The sequence below is a fragment of the Hymenobacter sp. UV11 genome (assembly GCF_004684095.1).
In the GTDB taxonomy this organism is placed as follows: Bacteria; Bacteroidota; Bacteroidia; order Cytophagales; family Hymenobacteraceae; genus Hymenobacter.
Genome location: NZ_SRII01000001.1, coordinates 15,395 through 35,715, shown reverse-complemented (window position 1 = coordinate 35,715; position 20,321 = coordinate 15,395). Strand labels below are relative to the sequence as shown.

The 20,321-nt window shown below is 60.8% G+C and carries 14 protein-coding genes; 8 read left to right on the top strand and 6 right to left on the bottom strand.

The window, feature by feature from the left end:
- Window positions 1–31: 31 nt before the first annotated feature.
- From E4631_RS00130 to E4631_RS00120, 3 genes are all read right to left on the bottom strand, one after another.
- Window positions 32–634, bottom strand: a complete 603-nt coding sequence (locus E4631_RS00130; RefSeq protein WP_133658082.1) for a NifU family protein — start codon at window positions 632–634, stop codon at window positions 32–34.
- Window positions 635–742: 108 nt separating this feature from the next.
- The gene (gene aroC / locus E4631_RS00125; protein ID WP_133658081.1) at window positions 743–1,822 is read right to left on the bottom strand and encodes a chorismate synthase; all 1,080 of its coding nucleotides are present in this window, start codon (window positions 1,820–1,822) and stop codon (window positions 743–745) included.
- A gap of 119 nt (window positions 1,823–1,941) precedes the next feature.
- Window positions 1,942–3,447, bottom strand: coding sequence for a BatD family protein (locus E4631_RS00120; protein ID WP_133658080.1), 1,506 nt, complete (start codon window positions 3,445–3,447; stop codon window positions 1,942–1,944).
- Window positions 3,448–4,272: 825 nt separating this feature from the next.
- On the opposite strand from E4631_RS00120, the gene E4631_RS00115 reads away from it, so the two are divergent.
- The 7 genes from E4631_RS00115 to E4631_RS00085 all read left to right on the top strand — a co-directional run bounded on the left by E4631_RS00115 (window position 4,273) and on the right by E4631_RS00085 (window position 10,455).
- Complete coding sequence (locus E4631_RS00115; protein WP_133658079.1) at window positions 4,273–5,034, top strand: ferritin-like domain-containing protein; 762 nt, start codon at window positions 4,273–4,275, stop codon at window positions 5,032–5,034.
- A 42-nt stretch (window positions 5,035–5,076) separates the two neighbouring features.
- Window positions 5,077–6,072 carry a ferritin-like domain-containing protein gene (locus E4631_RS00110; protein ID WP_133658078.1) on the top strand — a complete coding sequence of 332 codons (996 nt, stop codon included), beginning with the start codon at window positions 5,077–5,079 and terminating at the stop codon, window positions 6,070–6,072.
- 262 nt (window positions 6,073–6,334) lie between these two features.
- Window positions 6,335–7,033 carry a ferritin-like domain-containing protein gene (locus E4631_RS00105; RefSeq protein WP_133658077.1) on the top strand — a complete coding sequence of 233 codons (699 nt, stop codon included), beginning with the start codon at window positions 6,335–6,337 and terminating at the stop codon, window positions 7,031–7,033.
- A gap of 30 nt (window positions 7,034–7,063) precedes the next feature.
- Window positions 7,064–7,906 carry a ferritin-like domain-containing protein gene (locus tag E4631_RS00100; RefSeq protein WP_133658076.1) on the top strand — a complete coding sequence of 281 codons (843 nt, stop codon included), beginning with the start codon at window positions 7,064–7,066 and terminating at the stop codon, window positions 7,904–7,906.
- 324 nt (window positions 7,907–8,230) lie between these two features.
- Window positions 8,231–8,953: a ferritin-like domain-containing protein gene (locus tag E4631_RS00095; protein ID WP_133658075.1), complete on the top strand. Its 723-nt coding sequence runs from the start codon at window positions 8,231–8,233 to the stop codon at window positions 8,951–8,953.
- A 24-nt stretch (window positions 8,954–8,977) separates the two neighbouring features.
- Window positions 8,978–9,904 carry a ferritin-like domain-containing protein gene (locus E4631_RS00090; RefSeq protein WP_133658074.1) on the top strand — a complete coding sequence of 309 codons (927 nt, stop codon included), beginning with the start codon at window positions 8,978–8,980 and terminating at the stop codon, window positions 9,902–9,904.
- Between the two features lie 341 nt (window positions 9,905–10,245).
- Window positions 10,246–10,455, top strand: coding sequence for a hypothetical protein (locus E4631_RS00085; protein ID WP_133658073.1), 210 nt, complete (start codon window positions 10,246–10,248; stop codon window positions 10,453–10,455).
- Here the strand turns inward: E4631_RS00085 and queG are convergent.
- From queG to E4631_RS00070, 3 genes are all read right to left on the bottom strand, one after another.
- Window positions 10,444–11,400 carry a tRNA epoxyqueuosine(34) reductase QueG gene (queG, locus tag E4631_RS00080; protein WP_133658072.1) on the bottom strand — a complete coding sequence of 319 codons (957 nt, stop codon included), beginning with the start codon at window positions 11,398–11,400 and terminating at the stop codon, window positions 10,444–10,446. The two genes, E4631_RS00085 and queG, sit on opposite strands and share 12 nt — an antisense overlap.
- A 147-nt stretch (window positions 11,401–11,547) precedes the next feature.
- Window positions 11,548–12,600 (bottom strand): Holliday junction branch migration DNA helicase RuvB, encoded by a 1,053-nt coding sequence (gene ruvB / locus E4631_RS00075; RefSeq protein WP_133658071.1) that lies wholly within the window; start codon window positions 12,598–12,600, stop codon window positions 11,548–11,550.
- Window positions 12,601–12,709: 109 nt separating this feature from the next.
- On the bottom strand, window positions 12,710–13,066 hold the full coding sequence (locus E4631_RS00070; RefSeq protein WP_133658070.1) for an HIRAN domain-containing protein: 357 nt from the start codon (window positions 13,064–13,066) through the stop codon (window positions 12,710–12,712).
- A 578-nt stretch (window positions 13,067–13,644) separates the two neighbouring features.
- Here E4631_RS00070 and E4631_RS00065 point away from each other — a divergent pair.
- Window positions 13,645–20,319 (top strand): polyketide synthase, encoded by a 6,675-nt coding sequence (locus E4631_RS00065; protein WP_133658069.1) that lies wholly within the window; start codon window positions 13,645–13,647, stop codon window positions 20,317–20,319.
- The last annotated feature ends 2 nt before the right edge of the window (window positions 20,320–20,321 follow it).

Here is a 20,321-nt window from a genome sequence, read left to right as displayed (position 1 = left end):
GTCGCTTTCTTTTGAGGGGGTAAGCAGCTAATTATACCGTAATGCCTTCGGCCACTACTTCTTTCACTTCGGGTACCATGCGCTTGAGCAGGTTTTCAATACCCGACTTGAGCGTGACAGTGGCCGAGGGGCAGCCCGAGCACGAGCCTTGCAGGTTCACGGTCACGATGCCGTCGTGAAAGCTTTTGAAGGTGATGTTGCCGCCATCCTGCTCCACGGCAGGGCGCACGTAGTTGTCGAGCAGGTCGATGATTTTCTGGCTCGTGAAGCCATCCTGCTGGGTGGGGTCGCCGGCGCTGGCGGCCTGGGCAGCCTTCTGCTCGGCGGCGGGGTCCACGATAAACAACTCACCCCCAGCCTCTACGTAGCTCTTGATGAACTGGCGCAGCTCGGGGATAATGCTGGTCCAGCCCAGCTCAGGCTGCGTTTTGGAAACAGTGATGAAGTTTTGGGCAATGAACACCCGGCCCACGTAGTCGAAGTTGAACAGCTCCTGCGCGATGGGCGAGTTGGCCGCCGCCTCCAGGTTGGGGTAATCCACGCTCACGCCGTCGGGCAGCAGGGTAGAGTTGAGCACGAATTTCATGCTCTCGGGGTTTGGCGACGCCTCGGCGTAGATGGAGATGGTAGACATATCGTTGATTTTTAAGGAATTCGCAACAAGTAGCCGGAAGCCAGGCTGGGCAGGCATTCTGGATTCATTCTAAACTAGAACTCCTAACAAGAAATTCCGCACAAGGTTCTACAACTGGTTTGCGCGGGCACGCAGCAGCAGGTCGGCCAGCACGAGCTGGGTCATGGCCTCCACAATGGGTACGGCGCGGGGTAGCACGCAGGCATCGTGGCGGCCAACGCCGGCCAGCTCCACCGCCTCACCGGCCTGGTTGATGGTTTGCTGGGGTTGCAAAATAGTAGCTACCGGCTTGAACGCCACCCGGAAATACACATCCTGGCCGTTGCTGATGCCGCCCTGGCTGCCGCCGCTGTGGTTGGTGCGGGTGCGCACGCGGCCCGCCTCGTCGGTGTAAAACTGGTCGTTGTGCTCCGAGCCGGGCAGCTTGGTCCCGGAAAAGCCCGAGCCAAACTCGAAGCCCTTCACGGCATTGATGCTCAGAAGCGCGTGGCCCAGCACGGCGGGTAGCTTATCAAACACGGGCTCGCCGAGGCCGGCCGGCAGGCCGGTGGCCACGCCGGTTACTACCCCCCCCACCGTGTCGCGGGCGGCCTGGGCCGCGCGAATGCGGGCTTCCATGGCGGCGGCGGCTTCGGGGTCGGGGCAGCGCACGGGGTTGCTGTCGATGAGGCTCAGGTCGAGCGCTTCGTAGGTTTTGCCCACTTCCACCTCGCCCACGGCCGATACATAAGCTTTCACCTCAACCCCAAAATGCGCCAGCAGCGCGGCGGCCACGGCGCCAGCGGCCACGCGGGCGGCCGTTTCGCGGGCCGAGCTGCGGCCGCCGCCGCGGTGGTCGCGGCGGCCATACTTGGCATCGTAGGTATAGTCGGCGTGGCTGGGGCGGTAGGCAGCGGCAATGTGCGAGTAGTCGCCGGAGCGCTGGTCGGCGTTGGGGATAAACAGGCTGATGGGCGTGCCCGTGGTCAGCCCCTCAAACGTGCCTGACTGCACCTGCACGCGGTCGGCCTCCTGGCGGGGGGTAGTGAGGGCCGACTGCCCCGGCCGCCGCCTATCCAGCGCATGCTGAATGGCGGCCGGGTCGAGGGCCAGCCCCGCCGGGCAGCCATCAATGATTACCCCAATCCCTACCCCGTGCGATTCGCCGAAGGTGGTGATGCGAAAAAGTGTTCCGAAAGAATTAGACAAGGCAGCGTGGTAATGACAAGTGATTAATGACTAGAGACTAATGATAAGAGACTAATTGACCTGACGAATTAAAGTAGTCCCTGGTCATTAGTCCCTAGTCATTAAGCATTGCCCCAAAGTTACCCCGCCCGCCACCACCCTACCACGGCCACCACCAACAATGTAGCCAGCAGCACGGCGGCGTAGCGGCCCACCTGCGCATACACATCCAGCGGCTGCAGGCGGGCATCGGCGCGGGCCAGCGCCTGGCCGTAGAACGGGTCATCGGTGGCACTGGCGAGGGGGGTAGGGCGGTCGGCGCCGCTCACCACCAGCCGCAGTTCGGGGCGCAGGGTGTCGTAGCGGGCCGTCTGGGGGTTGAAAAAAGGCAATTGCCAGAGGCTGTCGAGCGCCAGCGGGCCGGGCCGGTGGGCCACCAGCCGGTAGCGAAAGCTCTTGCGGAAGCGCCCGTCGGGCAGGGTTTCGTCGCGAATATCGGGGCCAAATAGTTCGAGGCCAGCGCGGGGCCGCGCGAGCGGTGGGGCCAGCGTGGCTGGGTTGCCGGCGCCCTCTACCCCAAAGGTGTAAGTAAACGCCTCGCCCGTGCGGAAGCGCGTGCCGCTCACGCCTTCGTGCAGCACGTAGTCGCCCACGGGCACGCCGCCCGGTGCGGGCAGCGCGCGCACGGACACCCGCAGCGGGGCCGCCGCGTAGGTTTTATAGATGGCCAGGCGCTCATTATCGCCGGGCTCCGGCTTTTTGAGCAGCTTAAACTTGGTCATGGTCAGGCTCAGGGCCGGAAACTGCAAATCCTGCGCCGTGAGGGGGTAGTAGGTGCCGGCCGCCAGCCGAAAACGCAGCAGCACCTGGCCGCCCGCCTGGCGCACGGTATCGGGCAGGGCCGAGGGGTCGGGGGCGGGCACTTCCCAGGTAGTGGGCTGGCGTAGCTGCCGCAGCAGCTCGGTTAGCTGGTTGTTGAAATCGTAGAAGTTGAGCACTGCCTGGTCGGCCGGCTTCAGGTAGAAATACAGGCTCACGTGCACGCCCTGGCCCACGTACACCTGCTTGTGGTCGGCCTCCAGCACTAGGAAGGCCGCGTCGGGTGGCTCGTAGAAATACTTGGGCTTGGGCTTGCCCAGCAGCTGGTCGAGCACGCCCACGGAGGCGCCGGGCGGCGCGCCCGTCAGGTCGAGCGGCCCGGCGCCTACCTGCACCCGGCCGCCGGGGCTGCGCAGCACCTGCCCGTTTACGGTCAGGCTAAAGGCCGGCACCACGTAGTCGCCCTCGGTGTAGGGCAGGTATTGCTGCGTCACCGTCAGCTCGGTGCGCCGGACGCTGCCGGGCAGCAGGCGCGTCGTTTTGGTAGTAATCAGCTTGCCCTTTCGAAAGCCCTCAATATCCGGAAAGGCCGAGTGGCCGGCCAGCGGTACGCCTTGCAGCCGAAAAGCCAGCGTGAAGGGCTCGGCCAGCGCCACAGTGGCCGGCGGCGGCACCAGCGTGGCAACGCCCACCGCCTGGGCTGGGGCTGGGGCCGGCGCCTGGGCGGGCGGGCTGCCGGGCTGGCTATGCGCCACCAGCGCCAGGCTCAGTAGCCAGCCCAGCAGCAGCCCGCCCGCCCCGCCTATCCTCTTCCAAAAATGCCGCACTACCAATTTTTCGCTGACGTTAAAATCTACTCTTACCCCTGGATTCGTAGCTGGTGTTGCGCGGAGGCGTTGAGGCCTTGCCCATGCTCGTTAGTCATGCTCGTTCACCAGCTACTCTCTTTATACATAACGTTATTTTAGCGCTGCTACCCCGCAGCCGGCCCTGCCTTATCAAGCAGCCTATCTATATTTTTTATTTTATTGCCCAAAAAGCCGGCTTCCCTTGGAGGCCGGTTTTTTATTGGCCAGCGGGCAAGCTTACCCCTGAGGGCCGCCTACTCCTGTAACCGGATAATTGCTTCAGGCAGCTTCTTGAGCAGAGCGCCTGCACAGCGCCGGGCTCGCGGCCGGCGGCCTGGCGCGCTGGCAAGATACTGCCCCGGCTGCGCAGTAGCGCCGCCCCCTACCCCCTGCCGAGCGGCCAACCACGGCCAGCGGCTGATTGGATTGCAGCGGGTTGGCCATGCTTCTTACCCACGAGGTAACCAGTGGGCAAGGCCAATTGCCGGCGCGCCAGCCCAGGGCCTGACCCGCTTCCTGAGCTAAGCTCAACACTAGCCCATAGGCTTCAGGTTTTTACTAATTTTTTTGAATAATGTTAGCTCAGCTTTTCGCTTCAACCAGTTATTAATATTCAGCTTTTTACACGTTAAAACACTGTTATTCTACCCCTTGAAGCCTCTTTTTTTGCTCCACCCCACACGGTTTGGTTGCGTAGAGGGTGCGTGTAGCGGCTGGGAACACTTGAAGCTGTGCGCCTGCGATACGCCTTTTGGCCCTAGGCCTTTACCAGGTTTTTTCTCCTTTTCCACCTTTTCTTTTTTTATGCCCACCACCTTCCCTTCGGATGCTTCGTCGCGGCCAGCTACCTCAGACCAGCCCCTGCTGACGCCCATCAAGCGGCGCTCGTTTTTCATGTACGCTGGCGCCACGGCCGGTGCAACCGCCCTCGTACTGGCCGGCTGCAGCAAAAGCGATTCTTCGCCCGGCACCACCGATGTGGGTTCGGGCGATTTTGGGGTGCTTAACTACGCCTATGCGCTGGAGCAGCTCGAAGCCGCTTTCTATGCACAGGTATTAGCCGGCTCGTACTTCACTAACCTGCCGGCCGGCAGTGCCGAGAAGCAAATCTTCACGGACCTTGCCCTGCACGAAAAAATTCACGCCGACTTCCTGAAAACGGCGCTGGGCACCAACGCCATTAAGGCGCTGACCCCGGATTTTTCCTCCATCACCTTCAGCGACCGCCTGAGTGTGCTCAATGCCGCGCAGGCGTTTGAGGACCTGGGTGTGCAGGCCTACAACGGCGCGGGGCGCTACATCACGAGCGCCGACTACCTCACGCTGGCCGGCAAAATAGTATCGGTAGAAGCCCGCCACGCGGCGCTTATCCGCGACCTGATTTCCTACAACTCTTTTGTGGGCCCGGTGACCGGCGCAACCGTGACCAGCAACGCCGTTATCGACCCCAGCCTCACTTCTGCCACGGCCCGCATGGAGCAGTCCAAGTCGCCGACGGTAGTGCTGGCCACGGCCAATATGTTCCTGGCCCCCGGCTCGAAGCTGACCGCCAATAGCTTTATGTAAGTCCACTGTTCATTTTTATACCTCAACGCTTTAGATTTTAACATGGACTTCTTCCAGATTTTATCCGACATCGAGAAAGTAGACGCCGACGTGTACGCCCGCTTCGACACGCGGCGCCGGGTGTTTAAGCACATGGGTGGCCTGGGCAAAAAGATTACGGCCGCTACCCTACCCGCCGTGCTCAGCACCATGTTCACGAAGGCCTATGGCCAAACCACTGCCCTACCCCAGATTATTGTTGACACGCTGAACCTGGCGTTGAGCCTCGAATACCTGGAGTTTTACTTCTACTCGCAAGGGGTAACCAGCGGCTTGTTTACGGGCAACGACCTCAACGCCATCACCATCATTCGCGATGATGAGCAGGGCCACATTAATGCGCTAAAGGGCGTGTTGCAATCGGCGGCTATTGCTGACCCTACCGCGTTAGCTTACGACTACACTGCCGGTGGCAACCTGACGCCTTTTGCCAGCCCGGCCATGTTCCTGGCTACTTCCCAGGGCTTTGTCGATACGGGCGTGCGCGCCTACAAAGGTGGCGCAGTTAACCTGATGGGCAACAAGGATATCCTGACGGCCGCGCTCAACATTCACTCGGTGGAGGCGCGCCACTCGTCGCACATCCGCTCGATGCGTCGTGGCTACAGCACGGGCGTGGCCAACACCAACGGCACTACCATTGCGGGCCTAGACGGTGGCGGGGCCGGCGATGCGCTGCCCAAAAGCTGGCTGTCGCTGCAAGAAAATGGCGGCCCAAAACCAACCAAGACGGTGGCTAATACCGCCGGGCCGGCGGGTGGCCCCCTCACGGCTGCCGTGTACGCGGCAGGCACCGATGCCACCAAATATCCTGCTGATGATAACGTGATGCAGAGCACCGTAAATGTGCAGTCCAACACTACCCCCCCTACTGGCCTGACCGTCACGGCAGCCGCGGCCTCTGAGGCATTTGACGAGCCACTCGATGCGGCGGCGGTTAAAGCCATTGCCCGCAATTTTATTACGGCCCTGGGTGTGTCAAAGGGCTTGTTCAGTTAATTTTCAATAGTCCAAAATCCAGGCAAGCGCCACTTCCCGTATAGGGGAGTGGCGCTTTTGCATACCGGGACTTTTCTTTTAATTCATTCACAAATAGTAGTGGCAAAATATTTGCCAGCAAGAAATACCAGCAAAACTTCAATTAAGAAGTAACCTAAACAGTACCATCAATCGTAAGGAGCCCGGTAGCTCTGCTAACAGTTCAATTTTCCTTTTTTCCTCCTTTATGTCAACTAAAATAATCTCTAGTTCGCAGCCTCAGATGACTGACCTAGACCAGCCACTGTACACGCCCATCAAGCGGCGCTCGTTCTTCATGTACGCTGGCGCTACGGCTGGCGCTACGGCCCTCATATTGGCTGGTTGCAGCAAGAGTGACTCGGAACCTGGTATTGTTAGCTTGGGCAGTGGCAACCTCGGCGTGTTGAACTATGCTTATGCTCTAGAGCAGCTCGAAGCTGCTTTCTATGCGCAAGTGGTAAAGACGCCCGCCACTGATTTCCAGACTGGTGAGCTAACCTATTTCACGCAGGTAGCTATGCACGAAGCCATTCACCGCGATTTCCTGAAAGCAGCCATCATTAACGTAGCGAAAGCAACGCCAATCATGGACCTGACGCCAAACTTCAGCAGCATCACGTTTACCTCGCGTGCATCAGTACTTGGGGCTGCCAAAGCATTTGAAGACTTGGGAGTAGCCGCTTATAATGGTGCTGGTAAGCTCATTTCGGTCACTGACCCCAATGGCGCTACTTACTTGACGGTAGCCGGTAAAATTGTATCGGTGGAAGCTCGTCACGCGGCCTACATCCGCGACCTGATTACGCCCGGCTCCTTTGCGGCCGATGACCAGGTTGATGCCACCACGGGCCTTGACAAGTCGATGACTCCTGTAGACGTTATCATGACTGCTCAGACGTACATCACACAGAAGCTGGATGCTAGCTCGGTCGGTAAGTAATCTTTTTCCACTCGCAATTTATACATAGCCATGAATTTTCTAAATATTATCAATCAACTGGCCGAAGTTGACGCGGATGTACTTGACCGCCTCGATTCGCGCCGTGCCGTTTTCTCCTCCTTGGGCACTGTAGCCAAGCGCTCGGCCATGGCGGCTACCCCCATGCTGATAGCCTCTATGTTCCAGAAGGCCTACGCTGGCACGAATGCCGGTGACCCAGTAGAAATTTTCAACTACGCCCTGACGCTGGAATTGCTGGAAAACGACTTTTACAATAAAGTAAAAGCCTCTGCTTTCTACACGGCTGCTCCTGCAGCTTCGCAAGCGGCCATCACCCAAATCAGCAAGCACGAAGCTGCGCACGTAGCGCTATTGCAAAAAGTTATTACGGGCATTGGTGGAACGCCAGTAACCAACGTAACCTTTAAGGCATCGACTTTTGCTACGCTAACTTCCTTCGCCGCTCAGCTTCAAGTAGCTCAGCTACTGGAAGACACTGGGGTGCGTGCTTATAAAGGCCGCGCCACCGACCTGCAAGGCATTGGTGATGTAACCATTACGGGCGTAGGCACTATTAACCCGCTCGAATCGGCACTGCGCATTCACTCGGTAGAAGCCCGCCACGCGGCTCACATCCGCATTATGCGTGCCCAAACTCCTTGGATTAGCGGTAGCGGCGACTTGGATGGCGCTGACAACTATAAAGGAGCTACTCCCGAAAGCAACTTTACTCAGGCTGGCTATAACCTGACTACGGCGGGCGTAATTACTCCTGGCGTTACGTATTCGGCTACTGATGTAGCTGCTGCTTTCGACGAGATTCTAACTAAGGCAGAAGTGACAACATTGGTTACTCCCCTTATAGGAGCTTAACCAACCACTGAAGGGTTAACGGTTTTTGCTTAGTTTCGGCCTTGCACAAAGGCTAGGTAGTTAAAATCGCCAACCTGTTCTCGGTTAGCGGCACCTACTTCAATTAATCTTTGCCGGTAATCGCTTTAAGAAAGGCAGCCCCACCGGGCTGCCTTTTTTTGTATACCAGCCTGGTTGCGCCGCTCTAAGGGGGGTAGGGCGCCCTATCGGTTGTTCTTCGCAACGAGCGGGCCGGGCGGCTACACTTTGTTTCCGTGCCAACTTTGCAACCCACGTTTGCCGTAAGCGGGGTGACAGGCGTTGACGCTTTTGATATTGGTTGCTATGCTATTCTCTCGTGTGCTTACTACCGGTTCTGGCGGGCTGCCTTTGCTGGCCCCCATCAAGCGGCGCTCATTTTTGACGTATGCCGGGGCCACTACCCTGGCCCTGGCGGGCTGCCAGAAAAACGACGCTACCCCCGGCGCCACCGACGTAGGCAGCGGCAACATCGGGGTGCTGAATCTGGCGTATGCCCTGGAGCAAGTCGAGGCCACTTTTTATGCCAGCGTGCTGACGGGCGATTACTATACCAAACTGGCCCCTGCCTCGGCCGAGTACCAGATACTGAGCGACCTGGCTCGGCACGAGCAGGTGCACGTCGATTTCTTTCGCACTATTCTCTCCACCAATGCCCTTAAGCAGTTGAACCTGACGCTGAGCGATACCATCAACTTCAACGAGCGCACCACGCCCACCGGCTCCGGCAAGCTGGGCGTGCTCAACGCCGCCCGCCAGCTCGAAGACCTCGGCGTAGGCCTCTACAACGGCGCGGCCCCGTTCCTGCTCTCGGCCGATTACCTCACCGTGCTAGGCAAAATAGTGTCGGTAGAGGCCCGGCACGCGGCCCTGCTACGCGACCTGCTGGCTACCAATGGCTTCGTGGGCACTGATGTGGTAGATGCCACCTCGCGCCAGGAAATTAGCCTCTCCCCCACCGCCGCGCTCGCTCAGCTCAACACGTACCTGGCCGCCGACTCCCAGCTCACCGCCACCAAGCTAACCTAGCTAGCCGCTGCTTATCAATAGCTTATGAACCTCTTCAACTTATTCGCCGACCTAGAGCGGGTAGACCCGGACGTGTACGGGCGGTTCGACTCGCGGCGGCAGGTATTTCGCCACGTCGGCACCGCCGGCAAGGCAATATCGAGCGCCATGCTGCCGGGCCTGCTTAGCGGCCTGTTTCAAAGAGCCTACGGCCAAACGGGCTTATCCGGCGATATCATTGCCGTGCTAAACCTGGCGCTGAGCCTGGAATACCTGGAGGCGTATTACTACCAGGCTGCCTTGAGCGCGAACATTTTGGGCATAGATGACAAGGCTGCCTTCACCACCATTCTGCAAGATGAGCAGGGCCACATTGCCGCCCTCAGGGCCACACTGAGTACCGCCGCCATCGCCGACCCTACACCGGCCGCTTTCGACTTCACGGCGGCCGGCCGGGTAAGCCCCGCGCCCACGGCCAGCCTGGCCAGCTTTCTGGCGGTGGCCCAGGCACTTGAAGACCTCGGCGTGCGCGCCTACAAGGGGGGCCTGGCCGCGCTGCTACCTAGCAAGGACGTGCTCAAAATAGCCCTCGGCATTCATTCGGTGGAGGCGCGCCATGCCTCGCACGTCCGTACGCTGCGCCGCGGGGGGGTAGGCGTGGCCGGCGCCGACGGTGGCGGCCCCAACAACAGCCTGCCCAAAAGCTGGGTATCGCTGCGTGAAAACAATGGCCCGTTGCCGGCCCTCACTACCGCCATCTACGCCGCCGGCACCACCGTCGATAGCCCCGCGGAAGACAATATGGTGCAGGTCAAGCTCAACGTGCAGACCAACTCCGACCCGCCCGGCGCCAACCTGCGCTTGCCCGCCGCCACCAGCGAAGCCTTCGACGAGCCTCTCGATGCTGCCCGCGTCAAAACCATTGCCCTCAACTTTGTGGCGACTGGCAATCCCAAGGGGCTTTTCCTATAGGAGCTAGGGCGCAAGCAATCCTTGCTACGTGCAAAATTTTGGCCTCCACTTTTCGGTTTGCCAAGGTAAATTGAGCCCAAACAGTGCCCCACGAACCCAGAAGCTCACATTCCTTATTTTGCGGGCAGTAGGCAGGGTGCTAAACGACTTATCCGGCAACGTTTGCGGAATTTTTAGTAGTTACTTAGTATACAGAAAGCCATCGGCTTACTTCTTTTACGGATGAGTAGGCGCTAGTTAGGCCGGAGAGTAGCGCCATCAAAAGCCGACTCAAATCGCCTTTTTCTCGTATAAGGATGCCGATTGGTTGCCCCTACTCTCCTTTCCATCTCCCACCCGCTATGCTAGACTACGTAAAATTAATTTTGCTGAAGGTGAGCTTCAGTAAAAAACTCTTCGAGAAAGAGTTGCGCAAAGCCTTGCAGCTGATTAAGCCTGCCGAGCTACTCGAATTCAAAACGTGGTGCTACCAACAGTTTGCCCGCGTATATCGCCGCGTGCTGAAACGGGTTTTTATCCAATATAGCGTCCTACCCCGCCTAACCGCCTAAGTCGAGCTGGCTTTGCCCGGTCACGAACCGGATATTGCGCAGCAGCCCCTCATAGCCGGTGCGCTTAAGCGCCGACTGCTTGAACAACGCCTGAAAGACTTCGTGGGTAATCTCCTGCCAATCGCTGGCCGACAGTTCTTTCAGCCCCGGATGAGGCTGAAACTGCGCCTCTTGCGTGGGCTTGGAAAAGCGGTTCCAGGGGCATACGTCCTGGCAGATGTCGCAGCCAAATACCCAGTTGCCAAACTGCCCGGCCACGTCTTGCGGAATCAGCTGGTCCTTGAGCTCGATGGTGAAGTAGCTGATGCACTTGCTGCCATCGACTACGTAGGGCTCGGTGATGGCCTGCGTGGGGCAAGCGTCGAGGCACTTGGTGCAGGTGCCGCAGTAGTCGCGGATGGCCCCGTCATACTCCAGCTCTACGTCCACAATCAGCTCGGCGATGAAGTAGAACGAGCCCGCGCCCGGAGTGATGAGGTTGCTGTTTTTCCCTACCCACCCCAGGCCGCTCTTTTTGGCCCAGGCCTTGTCGAGTACCGGCGCCGAATCGACAAAGCACCGCCCGCCTACCTCGCCTATGTGGGCCTGCATGTCGGCCAGCAGCGTCTTGAGCTTGTCCTTGATGACGAAGTGGTAGTCGCGCCCGTAGGCATACTTGCTGATTTTTAGCGTATCATCAGGCTGTTGCTGCTCGGCAGGGGGGTAGTAATTGAGGAGTAATGAAATCACCGACTTGGCGCCATCCACGAGCAGGCGCGGGTCGAGGCGCTTGTCGAAGTGGTTTTCCATCCAGCTCATTTTGCCATGCATGCCTTTTTTAAGCCAGTTTTCGAGGCGCGGCGCTTCTTCCTCCAAAAACTCCGCTCTGGAAATACCGCAGGCCATAAAGCCCAGCTCAGCGGCGCGGCGCTTGATGTAAGGAGTCCATTCGGCGTGCAGTAGCATATTTTTCGGTCAATTGAACCACGAAGAAACAAAGAACGCGCCGCTAGAGGCGGCGCGTTCAGGGTATGTAAAACGGAGTGGCACTCCGTTTACGCTCAGAAGTGACCCTAACGGAAACGGAGTGGCACTCCGTTTTACAGGCAACACTTACGACGTAATCTCGCTGAATAAGTCGCCGTTATTGCCGCGCAAGTGGTTGGGCAGCAGGCGGCCAAGGTGCTGGTAGGCCGCCTCGGTGGCCTCCCTACCCCGCGCCGTGCGCTTGATGTAGCCCTCTTGGATGAGGAAGGGCTCATACACTTCCTCGATGGTTTCGCCCTCTTCGCCGCAGGCCGTGGCGATGGTGCTGATACCCACCGGGCCACCCTTAAACTTGTCGATGATGGTGGTGAGGATACGCTTGTCCATATCGTCGAGGCCGCGGGCGTCCACGTCGAGGGCGTTGAGGGCAAACTGCGCAATCTCGACCGTAATGGTGCCATCGCCCTTAATCTGGGCAAAGTCGCGGGTGCGGCGCAGCAGGTTGTTGGCGATGCGGGGCGTACCGCGCGAGCGGCGGGCAATCTCGTAAGAGGCGTCTTCGTGAATGGGCGTGTGCAGAATATCGGCCGAGCGCTGGACAATGGTAGTTAGCAGCTTAGAGTCGTAATATTCCAGCCGGGCCGCGATGCCGAAGCGCGCCCGCAGCGGTGCCGTGAGCATACCCGAGCGCGTAGTAGCCCCAATGAGCGTAAAGGGCGAGAGCGAAATTTGCACCGAGCGGGCATTGGGACCCGAGTCGAGCATAATATCGATGCGGTAGTCCTCCATCGCCGAATACAGGTACTCTTCCACCACCGGGTTGAGGCGGTGAATTTCGTCGATAAAGAGCACGTCATGCGGCTCCAGGTTGGTGAGCAAGCCGGCGAGGTCGCTGGGCTTGTCGAGCACCGGGCCGCTGGTCATCTTAATGCCCGCGCCCAACTCGTTGGCGATGATGTGCGAGAGCGTGGTTTTGCCCAGGCCGGGAGGACCGTGCAGCAACACGTGGTCGAGGGCATCGCCGCGCTGCTTGGCCGCGGCCACGAAGACCTTGAGATTGTCAAGAATTTTATCCTGGCCCGTGAAGTCGTCGAAACTTAACGGGCGCAGGGCTTTGTCGATGTCCTTATCGGTGGCATCAAAGTTTTCGTTGCCGCCGGTGAGATAGGCTTCGCGCATGGTCTTAGGTTAATAGTTGCTCGTTGTCAGTTGCTCGTCGGGAACGGGCTATTAGCTAACCAATTTAGTTAGCAAAAAGCTCCCGGCCGGCCACGCATCCGCAACTTTATTAGCGGGGTAGCAACACTTCTATTTCGAGGTGCAGCCACTCCTCCTCCCAAGCTTTGTGGGCCAGGCGAGCGCTGAGGGGGTAGCCCGCGTCGAGCAGGCGGGCTACGGTTTCGTTGCGGGTTTCGGGCAGGTAGCCCAGCCAATAGCTGGCTTTATCGTCGGCCGCGGCCGAGTGCACTTTCACGGCCCAGTCGTCGTATTTGCTATCAGGCTCGCGCTCCAGGCGCAGCGTCTGGCCCACTTTCAGGTTTTTCTCCTGCGTGGGCAATTCGGGGCGGTGGGAAGTGCCGGCAACCAGGCACTCCAGCAACACGAGGGGCTGGTCCATGGAGCCAGCGGCAGCAGGTTTCTTCATGGGGGCAAATTACGGCGTAGGCAGCATGTTTGGCCAGACTAGCCCCGAGCTTTTTGGGTAAAGCGCTTGCGCAGGGGTAGGGAAGCATCCTTCTTCAACTGGCTAACTACGCAACCTCAACCGAGGGCCTATTCTACGCTTAGTTCAATTTACAGGTAGTATATTATCTCCTGGCAGGCTAACTAGAAAAGCGTGTGACTACGGCTGATTGCGCTGCGAAAAGAGGATGATTAAAAACTAATAAGGTAAAGAGGGTAAAAAAATCGATTTACTACCCATAATTATAATTTTTCTTCCGAAATAACAAGTAAGATTAAGTGTCCAAAACTCCATGCAAAATTGTCTAGGTGTTATTCAAATAATAAAGGTGATTTTTGAAACATTTTTAGTTATTAACAAAATTTAAATGATTACACGGAGGCTATATTTTTTTTATATTTACTTGCTGGTAAATGTATTAATTGCATAACTATTTTCAATTTTCTTCTACTCACTCTCATTGAAACTATTCAACATTCGCTGGTTACAAGCGCTTGTTTACTTTCACAGCAAAGTGAGTTATCGTTCTACTTATTGCTATGCCAAACGCCACTATACTGAATCTATATTTAACAAAAAAATGCAAATTAGCGCCTGTCGGTAGCCTCGCCCTTGTGAGTGGGAGCCGACAGCTCACTTACGCGCAGCTAAACGAGCAGGTAAGTCAGCTCAGCGCGACGCTTTGCCAGCAAGATGGCGATAGCTCATTGGTTGGTATTAGTACAACTCGCGGCCTGGAAACCATCGTGGGTGTGCTGGCAATTTTGCGGGCGGGCAAGGCTTATGTGCCGCTCGACCCCGCCTACCCCACCGGCCGCCTGCGCCAGATGGTGGCCAACGCGGGCCTCACCTACTGCGTGGCGCCGGCCAGCCAGGCGCGCTTGTTTGAAGACCTGGGGCTGCAACTGTTAGTTGCTGACCCCGAGCACAGCCCAGCCAAGGCAATGGCTTCAGAGCCCGCAGCCACTGCCCAGTCTGAGCTAGGCTACGTGCTTTATACTTCCGGCTCGACGGGCGAGCCCAAGGGCGTGTGCATGGGCCAGGCGGCGCTGGTGAACCTGCTGCGCTGGCAAAACGCGCACTCGGCGGCGGGGCCGGGCACCCGCACGCTGCAATTTGCGCCCCTAAGCTTCGACGTTTCGTTTCAAGAAATATTCGCGACGCTCAGTACCGGCGGCACGCTGGTTTTGCTGGATGAGGAACAACGGCTCGACCTCGGGGCGCTGCTTGATTTCATAGAGCAAGAGCAGATTAACCGGATTTTTCTGCCTTTCGTAGCCTTGCAGCACCTGGCCGAGCTGGCCGTGAGCCGCCAGCAGTTTCCGCAGAGCCTAACGGAAATAATGACGGCCGGCGAGCAGCTGAAAATAACGCCCCAGCTGGCAGCATTTTGCGCGGCCCTACCCGCCTGCACGCTGCACAACCAGTACGGGCCCACCGAAACGCACGTCGTGACCCAGCTCACGCTGACCGGCGACCCACATACCTGGGACCGCCTGCCGTCCATCGGCCGGGCCATTGATAACACCACGATTCACCTGCTGGCCCCCGATGGGCAGGCCGCGGTGCCCGGCGAGGTAGGCGAGCTGTGCGTGAGCGGCGCGTGCCTGGCCGAGGGCTACCTCAACCAACCAGCCCGCACGGCCGAAAAATTTGGCGACTGGACCACGCCCGGCGGCGAGGTGGTGCGCCTATACCGCACCGGCGACCTGGCCCGCCAGCTGCCCGATGGCAACCTGGAGTTTTTGGGCCGGCAAGACGACCAGGTAAAAATCCGGGGCCACCGCGTGGAGCTGGGCGAAGTAGAGGCGGTTTTGGCCACGCTGCCGGGGGTAGGGCAAGTAGCCGTGGCGGCGTGGCAAGAAGCCGCCGGCCTCAAAGAGCTGGTAGCTTATATCATACCAAGCGGCACCGCCCCCCTGGCGCCGGCCGCCCTGCGCCAAGAAGCCGCCCAGCTGCTACCCGACTACATGCTGCCCGCCGCCTTCGTGCTGCTCACCGAATTTCCCAAAACGAGCAGCGGCAAAATCAACCGGCAGGCGCTGCCGGCCCCGGCTACGCAGCAGCGCGCGGCGCTGGGCATGCCCTACCAGGCGCCCCGCACGGCCATCGAGCGCGAGCTGGCGGCCGTGTGGGCCCCGCTGCTGCGGCTCGATAAGGTGGGCGCTACCGATAATTTCTTTGAGCTGGGCGGCACCTCGCTGCTGGCCCAAAAGTGCGTAGCGCAGATACTGGCCCAGTTTGGCCACCGGCTGCCCGTCACGAAGCTGTACCAATACCCGACCGTGGCGGCGGCGGCGGCGTACCTGGCGCAGCCGGCCGGCGCGGCCCCTACCCCCCTACTCGAAGTTCAAGCTCTTGGCAGCCAGCCTATGGAAGCTACCGGCGGCGATGTGGCCATTATCGGCATGGCAGGCCGCTTTCCGGGGGCTAATACGGTGGAGGAGCTGTGGGATGTGCTGCGCGAAGGCCGCGAAACCACCCGCTTTTTCAGCGATGATGAGCTGGATGCCAGCATTCCGGCCGCCGTGCGCCACGACCCGCTCTACGTGCGGGCGCGGGGCGTTATCGACCACGCCCAGGACTTTGACCCGGCTTTTTTTGGGCTGAACGCCAAGCTGGCGGTGGCCATGGACCCGCAGCAGCGCGTGTTTTTGGAGGTGGCCTGGGAAACGCTGGAGCAAGCGGGCCACCTGCCGGCGCACTACACGGGCCGGGTGGGCGTGTTTGCGGGCACGGGCAACAACTCGTACTTCATTCAAAATGTGCTGCCCAATAAGGCCGCCGTGGACCAACTGGGTGATTTCCAGGTGATGACGGTGAACGAGAAGGACTACCTGGCCTTGCGCGTGGCTTATACGCTGGATTTGCGCGGGCCCACGGTGAGCGTGTATTCGGCCTGCTCGACCTCGCTGCTGGCCATTGCGCAGGCCGTGCAAAGCCTGCGGGCCGGGCAGTGCGAAGTGGCCCTGGCGGGCGGGGCCAGCATTACGGCTCCCATGCACAGCGGCTATTTATATCAGGAAGGTGCCATGCTGAGCCCCGACGGCCACTGCCGACCATTTGATGCGCAGGCGCAGGGCACGGTATTCAGCGATGGCGCGGGTGCGGTATTACTCAAAAGCCTGACCGCCGCCCAGCGCGACGGCGACGTGATTTACGGCGTTATCAAGGGGGTAGGGATTGCGAACGACGGGCGCGACAAAGGCAGCTTTTCGGCGCCCAGCGCCAAGGGGCAGGCCGCCGCCATTGGCCAGGCGCTGGCCGATGGGCGGGTGGCCCCGGCCACCATCAGCTACGTAGAAGCGCACGGCACCGCTACCCCCCTCGGCGACCCCATCGAGCTCGATGGGCTGCGGCTGGCCTTCGGAGCCGCGGCCGGGCGCGGCACCTGCGCGCTGGGCTCCATTAAGAGCAACCTGGGCCACCTCACGGCGGCGGCGGGCGTGGCGGGCCTCATCAAAACCGTGTTGGCTATGCAGCACCGGCAGCTGCCGGCCTCACTGCATTATACCCAACCTAACCCGCTTCTCGACCTGGAAAGCAGTCCATTCTTCGTGAATACGGCGCTGCGCGACTGGCCGGTGGCGGGCAGCGCGCGGCGCCGGGCGGGCATCAGCTCGTTTGGCGTGGGCGGCACCAACGTGCACGTGGTGGTGGAGGAAGCCCCTACCCCCCTCGAAAACGTCCAAGCCGGCCCCGCGCTGGGCCGGCCCATGCAGCTTGCGGCGTGGTCGGCGCGCACGGCCAGCAGCAGCGCGGCCTATGCCCAGCGCCTGGCGGGCTGGCTGGCGAATACTCCGGCCCCGGCGCTGGGCGATGTGGCGTTTACGCTGCATACAACCCGCGCGCCCTTGGCCGAGCGGCGCTTCGTGGTGGCCGCTTCAACGCCCGAGCTGCGGGCGGCGCTGGTGCCGGAAGGTGCGGCGCTGGCGGCTGTTGCTGCCCGCACGGTGACGGAAGTGCCGGCTACCGTGGCCTTCCTATTTCCCGGACAAGGCGCGCAATACGTGGGCATGGGCCGGGAATTGTATGAGCACGAGCTGGCTTTTCGGGCAGCCGTGGCCGAGTGCGCCGAGCTGCTGGGCGAATGGCTGGATGTGGATATTCGCCAGCTTATCTACCCCGACCCAACGCCAGAAGCCGCCGCGCAGGCCGCGGCCCGCCTGCAAAATACGCGCTACGCCCAGCCGGCGCTGTTCGTGACCGAGTACGCGCTGGCCCGGCTATGGCAAAGCTGGGGCGTGCAGCCCACTGCCCTGTGTGGGCACAGCATTGGCGAGCTGGTGGCGGCCTGCCTGGCGGGCGTGTTTACCCTACCCGATGCTCTGCGACTGGTGGCCGAGCGCGGCCGGCTAGTGAGCGAGCTGCCCGCGGGCCAGATGCTGGCCGTGCGCGCTAGCGCCGCCCAAGTTGCCGCCTTGCTACCCCCCACGCTCGACGTGGCCGCCGTGAACGGCCCCAAAGCGGTAGTAGTGGCGGGCACGGCCGAGGATATTGCCGCATTTGCCGACCTGCTGGGCGCGCAGAATATCCCGTGCCGGGTGCTGGCTACCAGCCACGCGTTTCACTCGCGGCAGCTGGAGCCGGCGGTGGCCGCGTTTGCGCAAGTGGTGGCGCAAGTGCCGCTGGCGGCCCCGCAAGTGCCCATCGTTTCAACCATGACGGGCACTTGGCTAACGAATGCGCAGGCCACTGACCCGGCCTACTGGGCCGCGCAGTTGCGGCAACCAGTGCAGTTTGCGGCGGCGCTGGCTACCCTGCTGGCCGAGCCCGGCGCGCTGCTGCTGGAGGTAGGGCCGGGTGCTACCCTCACGGCGCTGGCCCGCCCGACGGGCGGCGCGGCGCACAGCGCACTCGCCAGCCTACCGGTAGCCGATAGCGGGCAGACTGATTATCAAGCTATTTTAACTACCCTTGGCCAGATTTGGCTGCGGGGCATAGAGCCAGATTGGCACGCTTTTTACGCGGGCCAGTCGCGGCAAAAGCTGCGGCTGCCGAGCTACTGCTTCGACCGCCAGCGCTGCTGGCTTGAGCCAGTGCCACCGGCCGTTAATACTACTATGACTATCGCCTCAGCGGCGCTGGCCCCGATTGAAATTATACCTACGCTACCTCCTCCGCTTCTATCTAGCTATCCTATGCGTCAATCTTTACTGCTGCAAAAAATCCTGGCCATCGTGACCGATGCTGCCGATGTGGACGTGACGGCCGACCAGGCTGGCCAGAGCTTCCTGGAATTGGGCCTCGATTCGCTGCTGCTTACGCAGCTGGCGCTCACGCTCAAAAAAGCATTCAATGTGCCCGTTACTTTCCGGCAGCTGAACGAAACGCTGGCCACGCCCGCCGCCCTGGCCGCCTACCTCGATGCGCAGCTGCCTGCCGAGGCCGCGCCGCAACCGGCTCCCGCGCCCAGCGCTGCACCGGCCGCTATCTCGCCGTTCGCTACTGCCCTACCCCCCCTTGAAGGCCCGGCCGCCGACTCGGCGCTGGGTTTGCTCGCGGCGCAGCTGCAGCTGCTGACGCGGCAAGTAGCCCTATTACAAGGTACCAGCGGCGGCGCGCTCACCAGCGCAATGTTGCCGCCGGCGGCTCCGGCCCTACCCCCCGCCTCCGCGCCGAAGCCGACCCTAACGGCGGCCGAGGCCGTGGAGCACGCCAAGCCGTTTGGGGCCACGGCGCGCATCGAGCGGCAGGTGGCGGCCATGCTCACGCCCCGGCAGCAGGAGTTCCTTAACCAGTTTACCCGGCGCTACACCCAGAAAACGGCCGCCAGCAAGGCTTATGCCCAGGAACACCGGCCGCACATGGCCGACCCGCGCGTGGTGTCGGGCTTCACGCCGCTGCTGAAGGAGCTGACGTACCCGCTGGTAGTGGACCGCTCGGCCGGCAGTCGGCTCTGGGATTTGGATGGCAACGAGTACGTGGACGCGCTCAATGGCTTTGGCTCGTCGATGTTTGGCTATCAGCCCGAATTTATTAAAACGGCCTTGCACGCCCAAATTGAGCGCGGCTACGAAGTGGGCCCGCAGCACGTGCTGGCCGGCGAGGTGTGCCGCCTGATTTGTGAGCTGACGGGCCACCAGCGGGCGGCCCTCTGCAACACCGGCTCGGAGGCCGTGCTGGGGGCGCTGCGCGTGGCACGCACCGTCACGGGCCGCTCGCTGGTGGTGGCGTTCACGGGCTCGTATCATGGCATTAACGACGAAGTTATTGTGCGGGTCACTAAGCAGTTGCAGGCCCGGCCGGCGGCACCCGGCATTATGCCCGAGGCGGTGCAAAACATGCTCATTCTGGACTACGGCACCGACGAGAGCCTGCGCATTATCGCGGAGCGGGCCCACGAGCTGGCCGCCGTGCTGGTGGAGCCGGTGCAGAGCCGCCGACCCGATTTTCAGCCGGCGGCGTTCCTGCGCGAGCTGCGCCGCGTGACGGCCGCCGCGGGCACGACCCTCATTTTTGACGAGGTTATCACCGGTTTCCGGCTGCACCAGGGCGGCGCGCAGGCCGTGTTTGGCGTGCACGCCGATCTGGCTACTTATGGCAAAGTCATTGGCGGCGGGCTGCCCATCGGGGCCATCGCGGGCAGCAGTGCCTTTATGGATGCGCTCGACGGCGGCTTCTGGCAGTACGGCGACCGCTCGGTGCCCGAAGTGGGCGTGACGTATTTCGCGGGCACTTTTGTGCGCCACCCGCTGGCGCTGGCGGCGGCCAAGGCCTCGCTGCGCCACATGCAAGCCGAAGGACCAGCCTTGCAGGAGCATTTGAACGCCCAAACGGCGCGCCTGGCCGCCGAGCTGAACTCGGCCGCCCGGCAGCGCCAGGTGCCGCTGGAAGTCGTGTACTTCGGCTCACTTTGGAAAATAAAATTCACGACTGAGCTACCGTACGGCACCTTGTTATTCACGCTGATGCGGGAGAAAGGCGTGCACATCTGGGACAACTTCCCGTGCTTTCTCACCGAAGCCCACTCGGCGGCCGACGTGCAGCTGATAGTAACGGCTTTCACGGATAGCCTGGCCGAGCTTGCCGCCGATTTCCTACCCCCCACTACTCCGCTCAAGCCGACCGAGCAGCCTGCCACTACCCTCCAGACCCTAAACCGGCCGCCCGCACCGGGCGCCCGGCTGGGCCGCGATGCCGCCGGCAACCCCGCCTGGTTTATGAGCGACCCCGTGCGGCCAGGGCGGTACGTGCAACTTTCCCAAGCGTAATC

Excerpts from the sequence above, each read along its gene's own strand:
- E4631_RS00130 (WP_133658082.1), bottom strand. The coding sequence starts at position 634 with ATGTCTACCATCTCCATCTACGCCGAGGCGTCGCCAAACCCCGAGAGC.
- E4631_RS00115 (WP_133658079.1), top strand. The coding sequence starts at position 4,273 with ATGCCCACCACCTTCCCTTCGGATGCTTCGTCGCGGCCAGCTACCTCA.
- E4631_RS00110 (WP_133658078.1), top strand. The coding sequence starts at position 5,077 with ATGGACTTCTTCCAGATTTTATCCGACATCGAGAAAGTAGACGCCGAC.
- E4631_RS00105 (WP_133658077.1), top strand. The coding sequence starts at position 6,335 with ATGACTGACCTAGACCAGCCACTGTACACGCCCATCAAGCGGCGCTCG.
- E4631_RS00100 (WP_133658076.1), top strand. The coding sequence starts at position 7,064 with ATGAATTTTCTAAATATTATCAATCAACTGGCCGAAGTTGACGCGGAT.
- E4631_RS00095 (WP_133658075.1), top strand. The coding sequence starts at position 8,231 with ATGCTATTCTCTCGTGTGCTTACTACCGGTTCTGGCGGGCTGCCTTTG.
- E4631_RS00090 (WP_133658074.1), top strand. The coding sequence starts at position 8,978 with ATGAACCTCTTCAACTTATTCGCCGACCTAGAGCGGGTAGACCCGGAC.
- E4631_RS00085 (WP_133658073.1), top strand. The coding sequence starts at position 10,246 with ATGCTAGACTACGTAAAATTAATTTTGCTGAAGGTGAGCTTCAGTAAA.
- queG (WP_133658072.1), bottom strand. The coding sequence starts at position 11,400 with ATGCTACTGCACGCCGAATGGACTCCTTACATCAAGCGCCGCGCCGCT.
- ruvB (WP_133658071.1), bottom strand. The coding sequence starts at position 12,600 with ATGCGCGAAGCCTATCTCACCGGCGGCAACGAAAACTTTGATGCCACC.
- E4631_RS00070 (WP_133658070.1), bottom strand. The coding sequence starts at position 13,066 with ATGAAGAAACCTGCTGCCGCTGGCTCCATGGACCAGCCCCTCGTGTTG.
- E4631_RS00065 (WP_133658069.1), top strand. The coding sequence starts at position 13,645 with ATGCCAAACGCCACTATACTGAATCTATATTTAACAAAAAAATGCAAA.